The organism is Paenibacillus sp. 32O-W, from assembly GCF_007679495.1.
Taxonomy (GTDB): Bacteria; Bacillota; Bacilli; order Paenibacillales; family NBRC-103111; genus Paenibacillus_L; species Paenibacillus_L residui.
Genome location: NZ_VEGP01000006.1, coordinates 127,594 through 143,339, shown reverse-complemented (window position 1 = coordinate 143,339; position 15,746 = coordinate 127,594). Strand labels below are relative to the sequence as shown.

The following is a 15,746-nucleotide window of genomic DNA, read 5'->3' as shown; positions in this document are numbered from 1 at the left end:
CCCCGATGTCTACAAGAGACATCGGTTGCTTACTAAGACAACTTCACAGATACCCCGTACTTGGATATGGAGTAGATGGGGCAAAACCCTATCTACAATAGGTACATGAAGTTGCCAGTGGTAAGAAGCCCCGACTTCAACTCGCGATAGCGAGTAAGTGGGGGAGGTTCACGAGTTCACAGGTTTCCCATATTCGTGACAAAAAATCGAAAGTTTACAAATTTTGCATTGTGCAACGGCCCAACATGTGGTAGCTTAAAAAAGAAAAGAAAAGAAAAGAAAAGAAAAAAATGCCGAATCCAGCTCTATTACAAGCTGGTACGGGGGATCACTATGGGGTGAATGCTATTGCGGGTGCACGCTTTAGCTAGGGAATCCTCGACCCGAACCCGACAACTAACTCCGGAGGCATAAGGAGGAAGCAACACTGAGGCTCAATCATTTTGGCCAGAAACTGGCATTATCTTTCGCGTTATTGTTATCTGGATTATTTGTTTCGCATCAGGCTGATGCGGCTGAATCGAATATTGATGTGAAAGTACAAATAAATGATGAATTGGTCGTTTTCCAAGAGGGACAGCCTTATCTGGATGCCACGGGGACGACAATGGTGCCGCTGCGTCCGGTTGCCGAGAAGCTTGGTTACCAGTTGAACTGGTCCAAGGAGCAGGACAAAGTAACGACTGAGGTATTTAACGAAAGCCGGAGGATCACTTTGGTTACCGGCTCTAAAGAAGCGATTGTGAACGACGAACCTGTAGCTTTGGACTCCGAAGTAGATTTTGTTGACGGACAGGTATATGTTCCTGTGCGTTTCCTATCCGGAGCGTTCGGTTATATGCTGCAATGGGATGACGTTAATTATATAGCAATTATTGCGGCAGATGGAAAGTATCATGCTCCGGCATGGTATTCTGCTCCTCCCGAAGCCGCCGAAGAGGTAGTCGACACCACTCCGGCAGTTATCGAGAAGGCAAGGGAATATCTGGGAACCCCTTACCAGTGGGGAGGAACCACGCCTAGCGGGTTTGACTGTTCCGGATTTATCCGTTATGTGTTTTCAAGCGAGGGAATTGAGCTGCCTCGTACTTCTGCGAGTATGTACGATGAGGCAGGCACTTCGGTTAACGAGTTGAAGGAAGGGGATCTTGTCTTTTTCTCGATCACCAAGAACTTCTCTATCTCGCATGTCGGAGTTTACATTGGCAATAACGAATTTATTTCGTCTACAACGTCTTCTGGTGTTAAGGTAGATAGCCTTAACAGCAAATATTGGGGTCCGCGCTATGTCGGAGCCAAGAGAGTATTGTAATGGATACTAAGCGATTAGACGCAAGCATGCACCTGCTTGTGTCTTTTTTTGTACAAGCATATGTTAATCGGAAGACCTTTATGAACAAAGATCTGTGCATCAAGTGCATGCGTGAAAAGCTGCTATAGCGCTGAAAGAACAATCTTCGGAAATCTTTCCGTTAGAAAGTCTTCTTATCTTTACTTTAACCCTTATCCTTATGGTCTAAACCAAAAGCTTATTTAAAGCTTACATGAATATAGACGGATAAAAGTAACAAAATGTTTTCAATTTTACGATGATTTCAAATTAATCTGATATTTGTTCACGAATTTGACACAATTGAAAAATAGACGCTCATCTCATGAAAATCACTTCGTATCTTTTTTGACAATTGACTAATGTGAGGTAAATTTTCGAGAATGATTAATCCCTTCGGGTTACCCGGTTGGAGCGGTGTTGTAGTGTTGTGCAAGATTCCAGCCGGAAAATCGTTTATAATAAGGATGAACTCACAGATGGCTATGCCTTGATAAATATATGCTGCGGAGGGATACAATGAGAACGGTCGATATAATCCGTAAGAAAAGGGACGGCGGGGAATTGAATTCGGAGGAAATCGCCTTTATAATCCGGGGCTGCACAGACGGGTCCATACCGGATTATCAATTGTCGGCATGGGCTATGGCGGTTTATTTCCAAGGGATGAACGCCAGGGAGACCGCTGATTTGACTATGGAAATGGCCCGTTCGGGGGATCAGATGGATCTCGGCGCCATTCATGGGATAAAAGTGGATAAACACAGCACTGGCGGTGTAGGGGATACGACTACGCTTATTCTTGCTCCGCTTGTCGCAGCGGCGGGAGTTCCTGTGGCCAAGATGTCCGGGCGCGGGTTGGGCCATACCGGCGGCACCATCGACAAGCTGGAGTCGATCCCCGGATACCGGGTGGAATTGAGCAAGGAGCAATTCGTGGAGCAGGTCAACCGGGTTGGCGCTGCCGTTATCAGCCAAACAGGGAATATTACACCCGCGGACAAAAAGCTGTACAGCTTGAGGGATGTGACGGCGACGGTCAACTCCATCCCGCTGATAGCCAGTTCGGTGATGAGCAAGAAAATTGCCTCGGGTGCCGATGCTATAGTGCTGGACGTCAAAACCGGCAATGGCGCCTTCATGAAATCGTTGGAGGAATCGATTGAGCTGGCCGAGGCGATGGTTGCCATAGGCTCGCAGGTAGGGCGCGAAACGGTAGCGGTCATTACCGGTATGGACGAGCCGTTGGGCAGCTCCATCGGAAATGCTCTGGAAGTGAAGGAAGCGATCCGGGTGCTGAAAGGAGAAGAGACCGGCACTCCGCTGAGGAAGGTCGCCTTGATGCTGGGCGCGCATATGCTACTGCTGGGGGGCAAGGCGAAGGATTATGTCCAGGCTGTAGGTATTTTGGAAGAGGCTATTACAAGCGGTGCGGCCTGTAATAAGCTGAAGGAAATGATCGCAGCCCAGGGAGGGAAAGCGGATATCGTCGATTTCCCGGAGCAGCTTCCGGCGGCCGATACGATCATCCCTGTTCATGCGGATGGGGAGGGCTGGATCGAGAGTGTCGCCGCGGAGGAAATCGGCTTGGCGGCTATGAACCTGGGGGCCGGTAGGGCCACGAAGGAGGACAAGATCGACTTAGGCGTAGGCATCGTGCTTCATAAGCGGTCCGGGGAACGGGTAGTCCGGGGAGACACGTTAGCGGAGCTTCATGTGTCTGCAGGCCGGGCTGAAGCAGCGGAAGCGGCCGGGAAGCAGGTTCTTACCGCCTTCAGGCTGGCGGAGCGGCCGGTCGAGCCCAAGCCTCTCGTTTATGCCGTGGTTACCAAGGACGGGGTCCAAAGCGGGGACAAGGTTTGGCAGTAGGGGGCGAATAGCTTAGTGGAGATCATCCAGCTAGTTTACTCCCTGGAGGTAATATGAGGAAACTGGATGGAAAATCTCAGACTGTTGAAAAAAGAATCTCAGTATCTTCATCGTAACCGTACCTAGCGTAGTCAGTAGAGATACAAATGCGCGAAGAGTGATCGAACGAGTGCGTTTTATACGAAAAAAAACATACAGTCAGACAAATGAATCACAAGTTCTGTTGGGTAACTGGAAGTACAAGCTTTGCGCCGAGCGAATTATTTTACAAAAGAACGGGATGAAAAGGTTGAACATTAAAGAACAAATACAGCTGCAGCCGGATTGGCTGAAAAAAGTGACGGTTATTCATACCCAAGCGAAGGAAGCCGGCGGTTCTTTTCCGATATTGCTTCCCTTTGCATGGGATGAGGTTATGTGCAGACAAATAGAGAAGAAATCGGGGCCGCTGCTCCATATATGGAGGCATCCCCGGGCTTTTGTCGTCGGCTTGAGGGACAGGAAGCTTCCTTATGCGGAGCAGGCCATGGACTGGCTTAGAGGGGAAGGCTATGACACGGCCGTCCGCAATTCGGGCGGGGCGGCGGTTCCTCTGGATGCCGGCGTGGTGAACCTGTCTCTTGTTCTACCCAACCCGGAAGGGAAGATGGACTTCCATCAAGATTTTCGTTTCATGGTTTCCCTGCTCCGCCAAGTCATTTCGCCATGGACCGATTCCGTGCAGGATGGGGAAATCCGGGGGTCCTATTGCCCCGGGGATTACGATCTGGCGATAGGCGGGCGGAAATTTTGCGGGATAGCGCAGCGGCGCCAAGCCCGGGGCTTCGTCATCCAAGCCTTCGTCGTTGTAGAAGGCAGGGGAACAGACCGCGCCTCCGTCGCCAGAAGATTCTATGAGATCGCCTCCCGAGGGGATTCCGCCCTGGCTTATCCCCGAGTCAGCGACACGAGCATGGGCAGCCTGGCGGAGTTGGCGAATGTGCCTTCAGCAGAAGCCTTCGCTCAGCGAACGGTGGAGGTTGTCCGTGAAGCAGGAGGATGTTTAAGGGAAATCGGACCGGCGGAGCTGCTGAATCCGGAAATCGAACAGACCATGACACTGCTCAAAAACCGATACGATCGTTAAATAATCGCAGCTCCCGCCGTATATGATAATCGTTCTAGCCCAGAAAGTGATACAATGCCGAGGGAAGCTTCTTCTGCCAGAATCCCCATAGATGCTTTCCTTCGTCTTCTTCGTAATAAACATTAGCCCCTTTACTTGTCAACAGCTCTTTGGCCAGGCGATTGGCTTCCAGGAAATCGAAGGTCCCTCTCTGAGTTTTCACTTCTGTTTCCTGCAGACCGATCAACATATACATGTCGAGCCCGCTTAGATCCGATTCGCCCGTCAGGCGCTGCCGCGTAGGTGGCAAGAAGGCGCCGGACAAGGAAATCAGCTTGCGGAACAGATGAGGGTGATCGAGGGCCAGATGCAGACTGACAGTGGCCCCCAGCGAATCCCCCGCCAGTATTCTTTCCTCGGCGGAAGCCCGGATCGGGAAGCTTCGTTCTATTTCCGGCATCATTTCTTCCGTCCAGAAACGGCAATAAGCCGAGAAGCGTTCTCCGTCCGGAGAATACTCCTCTGTCCGGTTTTTCAGATCGACATGTACTCCAACAATAATAGGGGGCTCCATGTCTTCCTCTAGGACAAGCTGATTCGTTGCTGTTGCAATTCGGCCATAATTCAAAAATTCGACCCCGTCCTGGCAGTAAACGACCGGATAGGTCAGCAGCTCGTTATAGCCGGGAGGTAAATACACCCAGATCTCTCTCTCCGTCTGAAGGGAAGCCGAATAAATTTGTTTCTTGAGGATAGTGCGATGGTAAATAGATGGATTGGTCATGATACATTCATCCTTCCTGTTATACTCCCGTCTTATTTTTTTCAACGGGGAGGTAAATGATATAATATTGAGGCTAAGCTATTAGATGGGGTTTTAATGAATTAGCCGGCCATCTGTTATATAACTTTTTTTCAACTGTTTAAAAACAGTAAAGCCTATAAATCGAACAAACTTTATATTTTGGTGGAAATTCTAGTGAGACAGTAATATAATAATTGTATAACAGATTACTCTTCGTAACAATTATTGACTAGCGAGGTGCGAAGCAAATGAGTAGTGAGGTGCACGTAATGAATAAAGCTTCCGAGGTTAGCAAGGCTTATGAAGTACAGTCGGAGGAAGTTCAGCCGCTGTCCATCCTCTCCCCGGATGGAGAAATTATCAATGAAGCGGAAATGCCCGAGCTGAGCGATGATGAGCTGAAAGAGCTGATGCGGAGAATGGTGTTCACCAGAACCTGGGATGAGCGGGCTGTCAATTTGGGACGTCAGGGCCGTCTCGGTTTCTATGCGCCGGTATCCGGTCAGGAAGCTACAATGGTCGGCAGTGAGTTCGCATTGGATAAAGAAGACTATATTTGCCCCGGTTACCGCGATATGCCTCAATTGGTATGGCATGGCCTGCCGTTATATCAGGCGTTCTTGTATTCGCGCGGCCATCAGCATGGGGGACAGATTCCGGAAGGAGTCAACGTGCTCATGCCCCAAATTATTATCGGTGCCCAGATCCTGCATGCGACCGGAATTGGTATGGGATTGAAGAAGCGCGGCAAGAAAAATGTCGTTATTACTTATACCGGAGACGGAGGTTCTTCCGAAGGCGATTTCTACGAAGGCCTGAACTTCGCAGGTGTCTTCAAGCTGCCGGTCATTTATTTTGTCCAGAACAACGGTTATGCCATTACGACCCCATTCTCCAAACAAACTGCGGCTCAGTCGGTTGCCCATAAAGCAGTAGCTGCGGGAATCAAGGGCGTACAGGTGGATGGAATGGACGTGTTCGCCGTTATTAAAGCCGTACGCGATGCAGCCGAACGCGGCCGGAACGGGGAAGGAGCCACGCTGATCGAAGGCCTGACCTACCGTTTCCGTCCTCACTCGATGTCTGACGATACGACGAAATACCGGACCAAGGACGAGGAAGGCGTATGGAGCGAGAAGGATCCGATTGAACGCTTGCGCAAATATTTGAACAAGAAGGGCCTGTGGACAGAGGAAGACGATGCCCGAGTCAAAGACGAAGCGAAAGCGGCAGTTGCCGAGCATATCAAGAAGGCGGAGCAAATCGAGAAAATGACGGTGCCCGGACTGATCGACAGCATGTTCGAGTCGACACCGCAGCATTTAGAAGAGCAGAAAGCTTATTACAATAAAAAATAAGACCGGAAACAGGCCTTTACGCAATATATAACAGCTTGATTAGGTATTCTAAGGAGGAATCGGGTTAGTCATGGCTCAAATGAACTTGAAAGAAGCAATCAGAGACGCTATGCGCGTCGAACTTAAACGCGATCCCAACGTTCTGTTGTTCGGGGAAGACGTCGGTAAAGTCGGCGGAGTATTCCGTGCGTCCGAAGGTCTGCAGGAAGAATTCGGTGAAGAGCGGGTGTTCGATACTCCACTGGCGGAATCCGCTATCGGCGGATTGGCGGTCGGCTTGGGAACGCAAGGTTTCCGGCCGATTGCCGAAATTCAGTTTATCGGCTTCATATTTGAAGCAATGGACCAAATCTGTGTGCAAGCTGCCCGCATGCGTTACCGTTCCGGCGGAAGATACCATGCACCAATCGTATTCCGTACTCCTTTTGGAGGAGGTGTCAAGGCGGCCGAGCTGCATACTGACTCTCTGGAAGGATTGCTTGTACAAACTCCAGGTATTAAGGTCGTTGTGCCTTCCAACCCGTATGATGCCAAGGGTCTTCTTATTTCGGCGATCCGTGACAACGATCCGGTCTTTTTCATGGAGCATCTGAATCTGTACCATGCTTTCCGGGAAGATGTTCCGGAAGGAGAGTATACCGTACCGCTCGGAAAGGCCAAGGTCGTGCGCGAAGGAACGGACGCCACCATTATTACTTACGGGGCGATGGTTCATACTTCGCTCAAGGCGGCGGAAGAGCTGGAGAAGACGAAAGGGGTTAAAGTCGAGGTTATCGACCTGCGGACAATCATGCCGATCGATATCGATACCATTGTGGAGTCGATTAAGAAAACGAACCGCGCTATCGTTGTTCAGGAAGCACAGAAAACGTCCGGCGTAGCTGCAGAAGTCATCGCGCAGATCAATGAAAAAGCGATTCTTCATCTGGAAGCGCCGGTTCTGCGCGTAGCGCCTCCGGATACCGTATATCCTTTCGCTCTTATCGAGGATCAATGGCTTCCGAATCCGGCTCGCATTATTGCAGGGATTAATGAAGTTCTTGAATTTTAACCGGATTGGACAAGTCAGCCTTTCTATCAGTAAGAGACGTATCCGAAGGAATGCGGATGCGTCTAAATTTCGCTTGCTTGCACAGGAATGCACCTAGGAAGTCGGAATGGGCAAGGAAGCCGAGCAGAATGTTTAAATAACCCTACATAGGGGCGAACGGAATTAGTTTCATGCATAACGATCAAGGAGGTAGGGGCCATGGCCATGTTTCAATACAGATTCCCTGAGCTCGGGGAAGGCCTGCACGAAGGTGAAATTGTCAAGCTTCACATCAAGCCTGGCGATAAAATAACAGACGATGATATCATTATGGACGTGCAGAACGATAAGGCGGTTGTTGAGGTGCCTTGTCCGGTTAACGGTACCGTCGTTGAGGTGAAAGTACAGGAAGGGCAAGTATGTACAGTCGGTCAGGTAGTGGCTGTCATCGATGCGGAAGGCGATCTTCCCCCGGATCATGGCGATACGGAAGGAACCGCTGAAGAAAAAGTAGAAGATAATATAGGCGAAGCGGTCGTTGACAACGTGGAGAATACGGCCAAGGCGGATGCTTCCGAGGGTCAGGCCGGACAGGGTACGAACGCCAAGCCGGCGGCTTCTGCGAAGGAGGTGCTGGCAACGCCTAGCGTTCGCAAGCTGGCCAGGGAGAAAGGTATTAATATCGCCGATGTCCCGGCTACCGGCAAGAACGGGCGAGTCACCCGCGAGGATGTGGAAGCTTTCGCAGCGGGCGGAGGCCAGGCTGTCGCGGACAAGCCGGCAGAGGCGGCTGCTCCGGCAGCAGGTGCTGCGGCTGCGACCGTTGTAGCGGGAGACCGGATCGAAGAACGCGTTCCGTTCAAAGGTATCCGCAAAGTGATCGCCAACGCCATGTCCAAGTCGGTATATACGGCACCTCATGTCACTATTATGGACGAAGTGGACGTATCCCAGCTTGTGGCGCTGCGTCAGAAAGGCAAGGCACTCGCCGAGCAGAGGGGCGTCAAGCTGACTTACCTTCCGTTTATCGTCAAGGCTCTTGTGGCTGCGGTCAGACAGTTCCCGGTCATGAATGCGATGATCGACGAAGAGAAGAACGAAATTGTGTACAAGAAGTACTACAATATCGGGATTGCGACCGATACGGATAACGGCTTGCTCGTTCCGGTGATTCACGATGCAGACCGTAAGAATGTCTGGACGATCGCCTCGGAAATTAAAGATTTGGCCACCCGCGGACGTGAAGGCAAGCTCGCACCCCACGAGATGAAGGGAAGCACGATTTCGATCACGAATATCGGTTCTGCCGGAGGAATGTTCTTCACCCCGGTTATCAACTTCCCGGAAGTGGCGATCCTCGGAACCGGACGGATATCCGAGAAGCCGGTAGTGAAGAATGGCGAGATTGTAGCCGCACCGGTTATGGCATTGTCGCTTAGCTTCGACCATCGCATTATTGATGGAGCCACCGCTCAAAATTGCATGAATTATATCAAGCAGCTGTTGTCCGATCCTGAGCTGCTGGTCATGGAGGTGTAATAACTATGGTAGTCGGAGATGCGTCTATCGATATTGATGTTCTAGTTATTGGTGCGGGGCCTGGCGGTTATGTAGCCGCCATCCGCGCTGCCCAGTTAGGTAAAAGCGTGATGATCGCCGATAAGTCTGACTTCGGAGGCGTTTGTCTGAACCGCGGATGTATTCCATCCAAAGCGCTTATTTCTGCAGCCCATCAATATGAAACGATGCAGAATGGCGATATCGGAATTTCGGCGGAAGGAATCAAGGTTGATTTCGCGAAAGTTCAGCAATGGAAGTCCTCGGTCGTTAACAAGCTGACCGGTGGAGTCACTTCCCTGCTTAAAGGGAACAAGGTTCAGACCTTTAACGGCGAAGTTATGTTCATCAACGAGAACGAAGCACGCTTGTTTAACGAAAGCGAGTCTCCCCGTTACCGTTTCAAGCATTGCATCATTGCGACGGGCTCTCGTCCGATCGAACTGAAGACATTCCCATACGGGGGGCGTATCCTGTCCTCTACCGAAGCTCTGGAGCTCGGTGAAATTCCGAAGAGCCTGGTCGTTATCGGAGGAGGCTACATCGGAATCGAGTTAGGCCAAACGTTCGCCAAGTTCGGTACCAAGGTAACTGTGCTGGAAGGTTCGGACACGATTCTCCCAGGTTTTGAGAAGGATTTGACACAGCTGGTGTCCCGCAAGTTGAAGAAATCCGGCGTCGATATTCATACCAACGCTCTGGCCCAAGGCTGCGAACAAACGGATAAGGACGCTACCGTTACATTTACGGTTAATGGAGAAGAAAAGCAGGTTACTGCCGAATACGTACTGGTGACAGTAGGCCGCCGTCCGAACACCGATGGCGAGCTTGGTCTGGATCTGATCGGAATCAAGATGACGGATCGCGGCATGATCGAAGTTGACGAGCAAGGCAGAACCAGCATTCCGCATATTTATGCTATCGGCGACATCGTTGCCGGTCCGGCGCTTGCCCATAAAGCTTCGTATGAGGGCAAAGTGGCGGCAGAATCCATTGCCGGCTTGCCAAGCGTTGTAGATTACCGTGCGATTCCGCTGGTCGTATTCTCCGATCCCGAGATTGCCAGCGTCGGCATGAGCGAATCCGAAGCCAAGGAAAAGGGAATCAACGTATCCGTGGGCAAATTCCCGTTTGCCGCTAACGGACGGGCATTGTCCTTGAACGCTACGGAAGGATATGTTAAAGTGATTGCGAACAAGGAAAATGGTCTTGTGCTTGGCGCACAAGTCGTTGGTGCGGAGGCATCCAACATTATCGCAGAACTGGGACTGGCTATCGAAATGGGGGCAACTCTCGAGGACATCGCCCTGACGATTCATGCCCATCCTACATTAGGCGAAATTGTGATGGAAGCTTCGGAGGTCGCTCTCGGACACCCGATTCATATTAAAATATAACGCACGACAACAACATGGATTCCTACAGACCAACCGCAAGGTTGGTCTTTCCATGTTGATCTTAATTCAGATACGACTTGGCCGAAAGATTGGGAGGGATTTCATTGCTGCTGCATAAAGGAGAGGTGCTGTTTCGTCAAGGGGAGACAGGGTCCTTGTATCATCTCAAGAGCGGGATGCTGAAGATCGTCCGGGTCCATCAGAATGGATCGGAATTGTTGATGAATATCATTGTTCCAGGGGAAACGATACCCCATCATTCTTTAATCTCCCAAAATCCGTATCACGGAACGGCTGTGGCGATCGTAACCAGCGAGGTGGAGCCGATTCCGGCGGAGGAATGGTATGGCAAGCTGGAGCGCAATCCGGAGAAGTACCGGGAGGTCGCTCTTTTACTGCAGCAAAAGCTAAGAATGATGCAGCAGCGAATGGATCATTTGACCACCATTTCTCCCTCGGATCGGCTGAGCATGTTCCAGAACTGGTTCGCCGAGTATATTCAAGAGGTTCCGGTCAGTGACGTTCTGACCCAAGAGGAAATCGGGCAATGGATCGGTATCCGTAGGGAAACCGTTAATAGATTACTTAAGAAGCATTCCCTCTGATGGTAGCCAGATACCTGTTTTGTCGGTATTATATAAGCGGAAAAAGTATTAACCTTCAAGCTGTTCCTATTGCCAAGATAGAGAACGTTTTATTGCGAAACGGAAAGCTTGTAAATAAGCCGTCTTAAGAAACCAGCTAATGAACAGCAGGAGTCTTAAGACGGCTTTTTATTGGTAATATAGGTGATTCATCAGCGGACGCTTTCCGTCCGAACCTCGCTGGCCAAAGCAATATCCGGCCCGAAGCATTCATAGTGGATTCTATCGGCGGCTACTCCCCATTCTGCCAGCGCACGGTAAACCGTACGAAGCATGGGCACCGGTCCGCAAAGATAAAAGTCACAGTCCGTTCCCGGAACTATGCTTTGCAGCCAAGGAAGATCGATGTTTCCATCCTTGTCATACAACCCGTTACTCCGGTCTTCCGCAGTCGGCCGAGAATAGCAAACATAGGAACGAAGCCAGTCGTTCTCGGCGGTCAGACGGGCAACATGCTCCTTCATGGCATGAGTGGACGAATTTCGGGCGGCATGGATGAAGAACGTCGTCGGACGGTTATTAGGTGAAGCGGCCAACGAATTCAGCATGGAGATCATCGGGGTCAGACCGACTCCTCCGCTGATCAGCACGATCGGCCGTTCCGATTGGCGATCCATTGTAAAGTGGCCGGCCGGAGCGCTAAGCGCCAATATGTCTCCTTCTTGAACAGAATGATGAAGGTAATGGGAGACCACTCCGTCAGGTTTTCCGTCAATCCCATCCTCTCTCTTGACACTGATCCGATAATAACCGGTTCCCGGCTTATCCGACAGGCTGTACTGGCGGATATGGGTATATTGCTGCCCCGGAATCTCCAGCTTCACGCTGACGTATTGCCCCGGTTCAAAGGAAGCCAGTTCCCCATTGTCGGCAGGCTGCAGATAGAAGGAGGTAATCACTTCGCTCTCCTTTATCTTCCGGATGACTTTGAACTCCCGGAAGCCCTCCCAGCCTCCCGGCTGCCGGGAGCTTTCCTCATACATTCCTTTCTCCACCTGAATGAACGCCTGAGCAATCGTTTCATAGGCCTCGGTCCACGCCTGAATTATTTCCTCGCTAGCCAGCTCCCCGAGAACATCTTGAATGGCGAGCAGCAGATGCTTGCCGACTATCGGATAATGCTCCGGAAGCACGCCCAGACTCCGGTGCTTATGAGCGATCTGGATAACGGCGGGAAGAATGGCCTCCAATTTATCGATATTTTGCGCGGCGGCCAGAACGGCCTGTGCGAGAGCCGCTTGCTGTCTTCCTTTATGCTGATTCGCGTGGTTGAAGATGTTTAACAATTCCGGATGATTGGCAAACATCAGTTTATAAAAACGCCCGGTGATTTCCTCTCCGCGTTCCTGCAGGACAGGCACGGTGGCTTTAATCGTCTCTATGGTCTGTTGACTAAGCATAATGTATCTTCTCCTTTCAAGGGATTGAACTGATTTCAGTATAACGTTTCATAGTTTACCCGCGTGTGATCCAGATCACTTCAGAAATGAACGCTCTGTGACTGAATTCGGTCTTACTCTGGAATAATTTGCGTCTTTTTGGTCAACAATGGGAGAAACAATGATTTCTTCGAGCCATGCAGAACCAGGAAGGGGAATGTTCATGTTGAAAAAATGGATTTCTAGTGCGCTGGGAGCGGCTTTGTTATTTACGGCCTTAATGCCTGTCGCCAATGCCGAAGAGAAACAGAGCGGGGCCATCGATTTAACCCCCGGCGCCCGATCCGCTATATTAATGGATGTCGATACCGGTACGATCATCTTTGAAAAGAATAAAGATGAGAAGCTGCCCCCGGCAAGCATTACTAAAATCATGACCATGCTTCTGGTTATGGAAGCTTTGGACGAAGGCAGCCTGCAGATGACCGACAAGGTGCGGACCAGCGAATATGCGGCTTCCATGGGAGGCTCCCAGATTTTTCTGGAGGCCGGCGAAGAAATGACTGTGGAAGATATGCTTAAGGGAATCGCGATGGCCTCGGCGAATGACGCTTCCGTAGCCATTGCCGAGAAAATTTCCGGCTCCGAAGAAGCCTTCGTGCAAAAAATGAATGAAAGAGCCAAGCAATTAGGGATGAAAAACACGCATTTCGTCAATCCGAACGGACTGCCTGCGGCCGAGCATTATACGACTGCTCATGATATTGCCATCATGTCCAGAGAATTGATGAAGCATGAGGAAATAACGAAATTTACCGGAATGTATCAGGATTACCTGCGCAAAGATACGGCCAAGCCTTTCTGGCTGGTCAATACGAACAAGCTGGTCCGCTTCTACGAAGGAGTGGATGGTCTTAAGACGGGCTATACAAGCGAAGCCAAATTCTGCTTGTCGGCCACTGCGAAGAAAGACAACTTCCGGGTCATTGCCGTCGTTCTCGGAGAACCAAATACGAAAACCCGCAATGCGGAAGTGACCAAGCTGTTCGATTACGCCTTCTCACAGTATACGAATTATCCTATCATCAAAGCCGGAGACAGCCTGGGCGAGCTGAAAGTCAATAAAGGCAAGCACAAGCTAATCCCTCTGACCGCCAAGCATCAGTATGGTGTGCTGCTTAAGAAGGGCGAAGTAAGCGAAGGCATCCGGCATGAGGTGCAGTTAAATACTGAGCTGAAGGCTCCGATCAAATCCGGACAGGAAATCGGAAAGATTGTTGTGTACAAGGCAGACCAGCAGATTAAAGAGTTCCCGCTTTATTCTCCGATGGATATCGGCAAAGCCAACTGGTGGGATATGCTTAAGCGAACCATGGGAGGGTTATTCTTCCTCGATTGATATCCAAAATGCCAAGCTTTGTCGGATTCTATCGCATTCCTTCTACTTCTATCGCTTTTCTTCTAGTTTTGTCGGGGAGGCAGGATTTTCCCGGCAGCCCGTAGAATTGAATGGGCAAGATGGAGGAGGAATGAACAGATGAGTCTACAAATCGAAATGGAACATGGGCGAAGAGCTCTCATTGTCCGACTGGCGGGGGAGCTCGACCATCATACGGCGGATATTGTCAAGACACGCATGGAAGAAGCCATCGCCAATGAAGACGTCAATCACATCATTCTCAGTTTGGAGCAATTGAATTTTATGGACAGCTCGGGGCTGGGCGTTATTCTCGGGCGCTACAAGCAGATTACCGGTAAGGGCGGTAAAATGATCGTCTGCGGGGTTAACCCATCCGTCTATCGTCTTTTCGAAATGTCGGGCTTGTTTAAAATATTGGCCATCGAAGAAAACGAGAGACAGGCGATCTCTAGTTTGGAGGTTGTATCATGAGCAGCAATTACATGAAACTCCAATTTGCCAGCCGGTCGGAGAATGAATCGTTTGCCAGAGTAGCGGTTGCAGCGTTCGTCTCGCAGCTGGATCCTACACTGAACGAATTGACGGATATTAAGACGGTGGTATCCGAGGCGGTTACGAACGCGATCATCCATGGGTATGACGGACGGCCTGAAGGGATAGTCACCATCACCTGTTCCATCGAGGAAGATACCGTGCGAATTTCTGTAGAGGACAACGGCCGTGGAATAACCGACTTGGAGCAGGCGAGACAGCCGCTGTATACATCAAAGCCGGAGCTGGAAAGATCGGGGATGGGCTTTACCATTATGGAAAATTTCATGGATAATATCGAAATTGCCACGCAAGTCGACAGCGGAACGACGGTTACAATGACAAAGCGGATAGAATCAAAAAAATGCGCCGTTTGATTAGGGGTAATGGATATGAATGTCGATTTAAAGAACGCCTCTCATAGCTATCTTGACGATGCGGAAGTAAAGCGGCTCATCGCCCTCAGCCAATCCGGCGACCCGATTGCCAGGGATACGCTGGTGAACTGTAATATCAGGCTCGTCTGGTCGGTCGTTCAACGGTTTCTTAACCGGGGATATGAGGCGGAGGATTTATTCCAAATCGGCTGCATCGGCTTGCTGAAGTCGGTGGATAAATTCGATTTATCCTATGACGTTAAATTTTCTACCTATGCGGTTCCGATGATAATAGGTGAAATTCAAAGATTTCTGCGTGATGACGGGACAGTGAAGGTCAGCCGCTCGCTCAAGGAATTGGCTAATAAAGTACGCAAGATGAAGGATGAGCTATCCAAGACGATGGGGCGGCTGCCAACGATCAAAGAGGTGGCGGACGCGCTCGAAATCGATCCGGAAGATGTCGTCATGGCCCAGGAAGCCAACAAACCGCCATCCTCCATTCACGAAACCGTGTTTGAGAATGACGGCGATCCCATTACTCTAATGGATCAAATTTCGGATGAATCCCAGGATAAATGGTTCGAGAAGCTCGCCTTGAATGAGGCGATCGGAATGCTCAACGAACGGGAGCGGTTGATCGTTTATCTGCGGTATTTCCGCGACCAAACACAATCGGAAGTGGCCGAAAGGCTGGGGATTTCGCAAGTGCAAGTATCCCGGCTGGAGAAAAAAATACTGCAATCGATTAAAAATCAGATTGCGCAGTAATTGTTTTGCCCGGCAGCAAAACATATTTTAATCTGTCGTCGGATGGAATTAAAATGAATTAAAGATAAAAACCTCCAAATTGTACGGAGGGATAAATAAAAATGTGGCGAAGAGGAACGAGCCGAAGGCTGTGGCGTAAAAGTTCCGTGATTCGCCGCATTTTTTTGTTCTCT

At 50.2% G+C, this 15,746-nt stretch carries 14 protein-coding genes and 1 riboswitch; of the genes, 12 read left to right on the top strand and 2 right to left on the bottom strand.

What is annotated here, in order from left to right; genetic code table 11:
* The first annotated feature begins 281 nt into the window (after positions 1-281).
* Positions 282-427: riboswitch (cyclic di-AMP (ydaO/yuaA leader) on the top strand.
* A gap of 105 nt (positions 428-532) precedes the next feature.
* From FS806_RS04340 to FS806_RS04330, 3 genes are all read left to right on the top strand, one after another.
* Positions 533-1,312, top strand: coding sequence for a C40 family peptidase (locus tag FS806_RS04340; protein ID WP_260981971.1), 780 nt, complete (start codon positions 533-535; stop codon positions 1,310-1,312).
* Positions 1,313-1,849: 537 nt separating this feature from the next.
* Positions 1,850-3,199, top strand: coding sequence for a pyrimidine-nucleoside phosphorylase (locus FS806_RS04335; RefSeq protein ID WP_144933385.1), 1,350 nt, complete (start codon positions 1,850-1,852; stop codon positions 3,197-3,199).
* Positions 3,200-3,488: 289 nt separating this feature from the next.
* Positions 3,489-4,325, top strand: coding sequence for a lipoate--protein ligase family protein (locus FS806_RS04330; RefSeq protein ID WP_186328194.1), 837 nt, complete (start codon positions 3,489-3,491; stop codon positions 4,323-4,325).
* Between the two features lie 34 nt (positions 4,326-4,359).
* Here FS806_RS04330 and FS806_RS04325 read toward each other — a convergent pair whose 3' ends face one another.
* Positions 4,360-5,088 carry an alpha/beta hydrolase gene (locus FS806_RS04325; RefSeq protein WP_144933383.1) on the bottom strand — a complete coding sequence of 243 codons (729 nt, stop codon included), beginning with the start codon at positions 5,086-5,088 and terminating at the stop codon, positions 4,360-4,362.
* A gap of 290 nt (positions 5,089-5,378) precedes the next feature.
* On the opposite strand from FS806_RS04325, the gene pdhA reads away from it, so the two are divergent.
* The 5 genes from pdhA (at position 5,379) to FS806_RS04300 (ending at position 11,056) form a co-directional block, all read left to right on the top strand.
* Entirely contained in the window at positions 5,379-6,467 is a 1,089-nt protein-coding gene (gene pdhA, locus FS806_RS04320; RefSeq protein ID WP_144933382.1) for a pyruvate dehydrogenase (acetyl-transferring) E1 component subunit alpha, read from the top strand.
* A gap of 70 nt (positions 6,468-6,537) precedes the next feature.
* Positions 6,538-7,518, top strand: a complete 981-nt coding sequence (locus FS806_RS04315; protein ID WP_144933381.1) for an alpha-ketoacid dehydrogenase subunit beta — start codon at positions 6,538-6,540, stop codon at positions 7,516-7,518.
* A 198-nt stretch (positions 7,519-7,716) separates the two neighbouring features.
* Positions 7,717-9,036, top strand: a complete 1,320-nt coding sequence (locus FS806_RS04310) for a dihydrolipoamide acetyltransferase family protein (protein WP_144933380.1) — start codon at positions 7,717-7,719, stop codon at positions 9,034-9,036.
* 5 nt (positions 9,037-9,041) lie between these two features.
* The gene (gene lpdA / locus FS806_RS04305) at positions 9,042-10,451 is read left to right on the top strand and encodes a dihydrolipoyl dehydrogenase (protein ID WP_144933379.1); all 1,410 of its coding nucleotides are present in this window, start codon (positions 9,042-9,044) and stop codon (positions 10,449-10,451) included.
* Positions 10,452-10,555: 104 nt separating this feature from the next.
* A complete protein-coding gene (locus FS806_RS04300) occupies positions 10,556-11,056 on the top strand; it encodes a Crp/Fnr family transcriptional regulator (protein ID WP_144933378.1) in 501 nt (166 codons plus the stop codon).
* Between the two features lie 191 nt (positions 11,057-11,247).
* Here FS806_RS04300 and hmpA read toward each other — a convergent pair whose 3' ends face one another.
* Positions 11,248-12,495, bottom strand: coding sequence for an NO-inducible flavohemoprotein (gene hmpA, locus FS806_RS04295; protein WP_144933377.1), 1,248 nt, complete (start codon positions 12,493-12,495; stop codon positions 11,248-11,250).
* Between the two features lie 202 nt (positions 12,496-12,697).
* Between hmpA and FS806_RS04290 the strand changes: the two genes are divergently transcribed.
* From FS806_RS04290 to sigF, 4 genes are all read left to right on the top strand, one after another.
* Positions 12,698-13,873: a D-alanyl-D-alanine carboxypeptidase family protein gene (locus FS806_RS04290; RefSeq protein ID WP_144933376.1), complete on the top strand. Its 1,176-nt coding sequence runs from the start codon at positions 12,698-12,700 to the stop codon at positions 13,871-13,873.
* Between the two features lie 138 nt (positions 13,874-14,011).
* Positions 14,012-14,365: an anti-sigma F factor antagonist gene (gene spoIIAA, locus FS806_RS04285; protein WP_144933375.1), complete on the top strand. Its 354-nt coding sequence runs from the start codon at positions 14,012-14,014 to the stop codon at positions 14,363-14,365.
* Positions 14,362-14,802, top strand: coding sequence for an anti-sigma F factor (spoIIAB, locus tag FS806_RS04280; protein ID WP_144933374.1), 441 nt, complete (start codon positions 14,362-14,364; stop codon positions 14,800-14,802). The genes spoIIAA and spoIIAB overlap by 4 nt, the downstream gene beginning before the upstream one ends.
* A gap of 15 nt (positions 14,803-14,817) precedes the next feature.
* Positions 14,818-15,573, top strand: a complete 756-nt coding sequence (gene sigF / locus FS806_RS04275) for an RNA polymerase sporulation sigma factor SigF (RefSeq protein ID WP_144933373.1) — start codon at positions 14,818-14,820, stop codon at positions 15,571-15,573.
* The last annotated feature ends 173 nt before the right edge of the window (positions 15,574-15,746 follow it).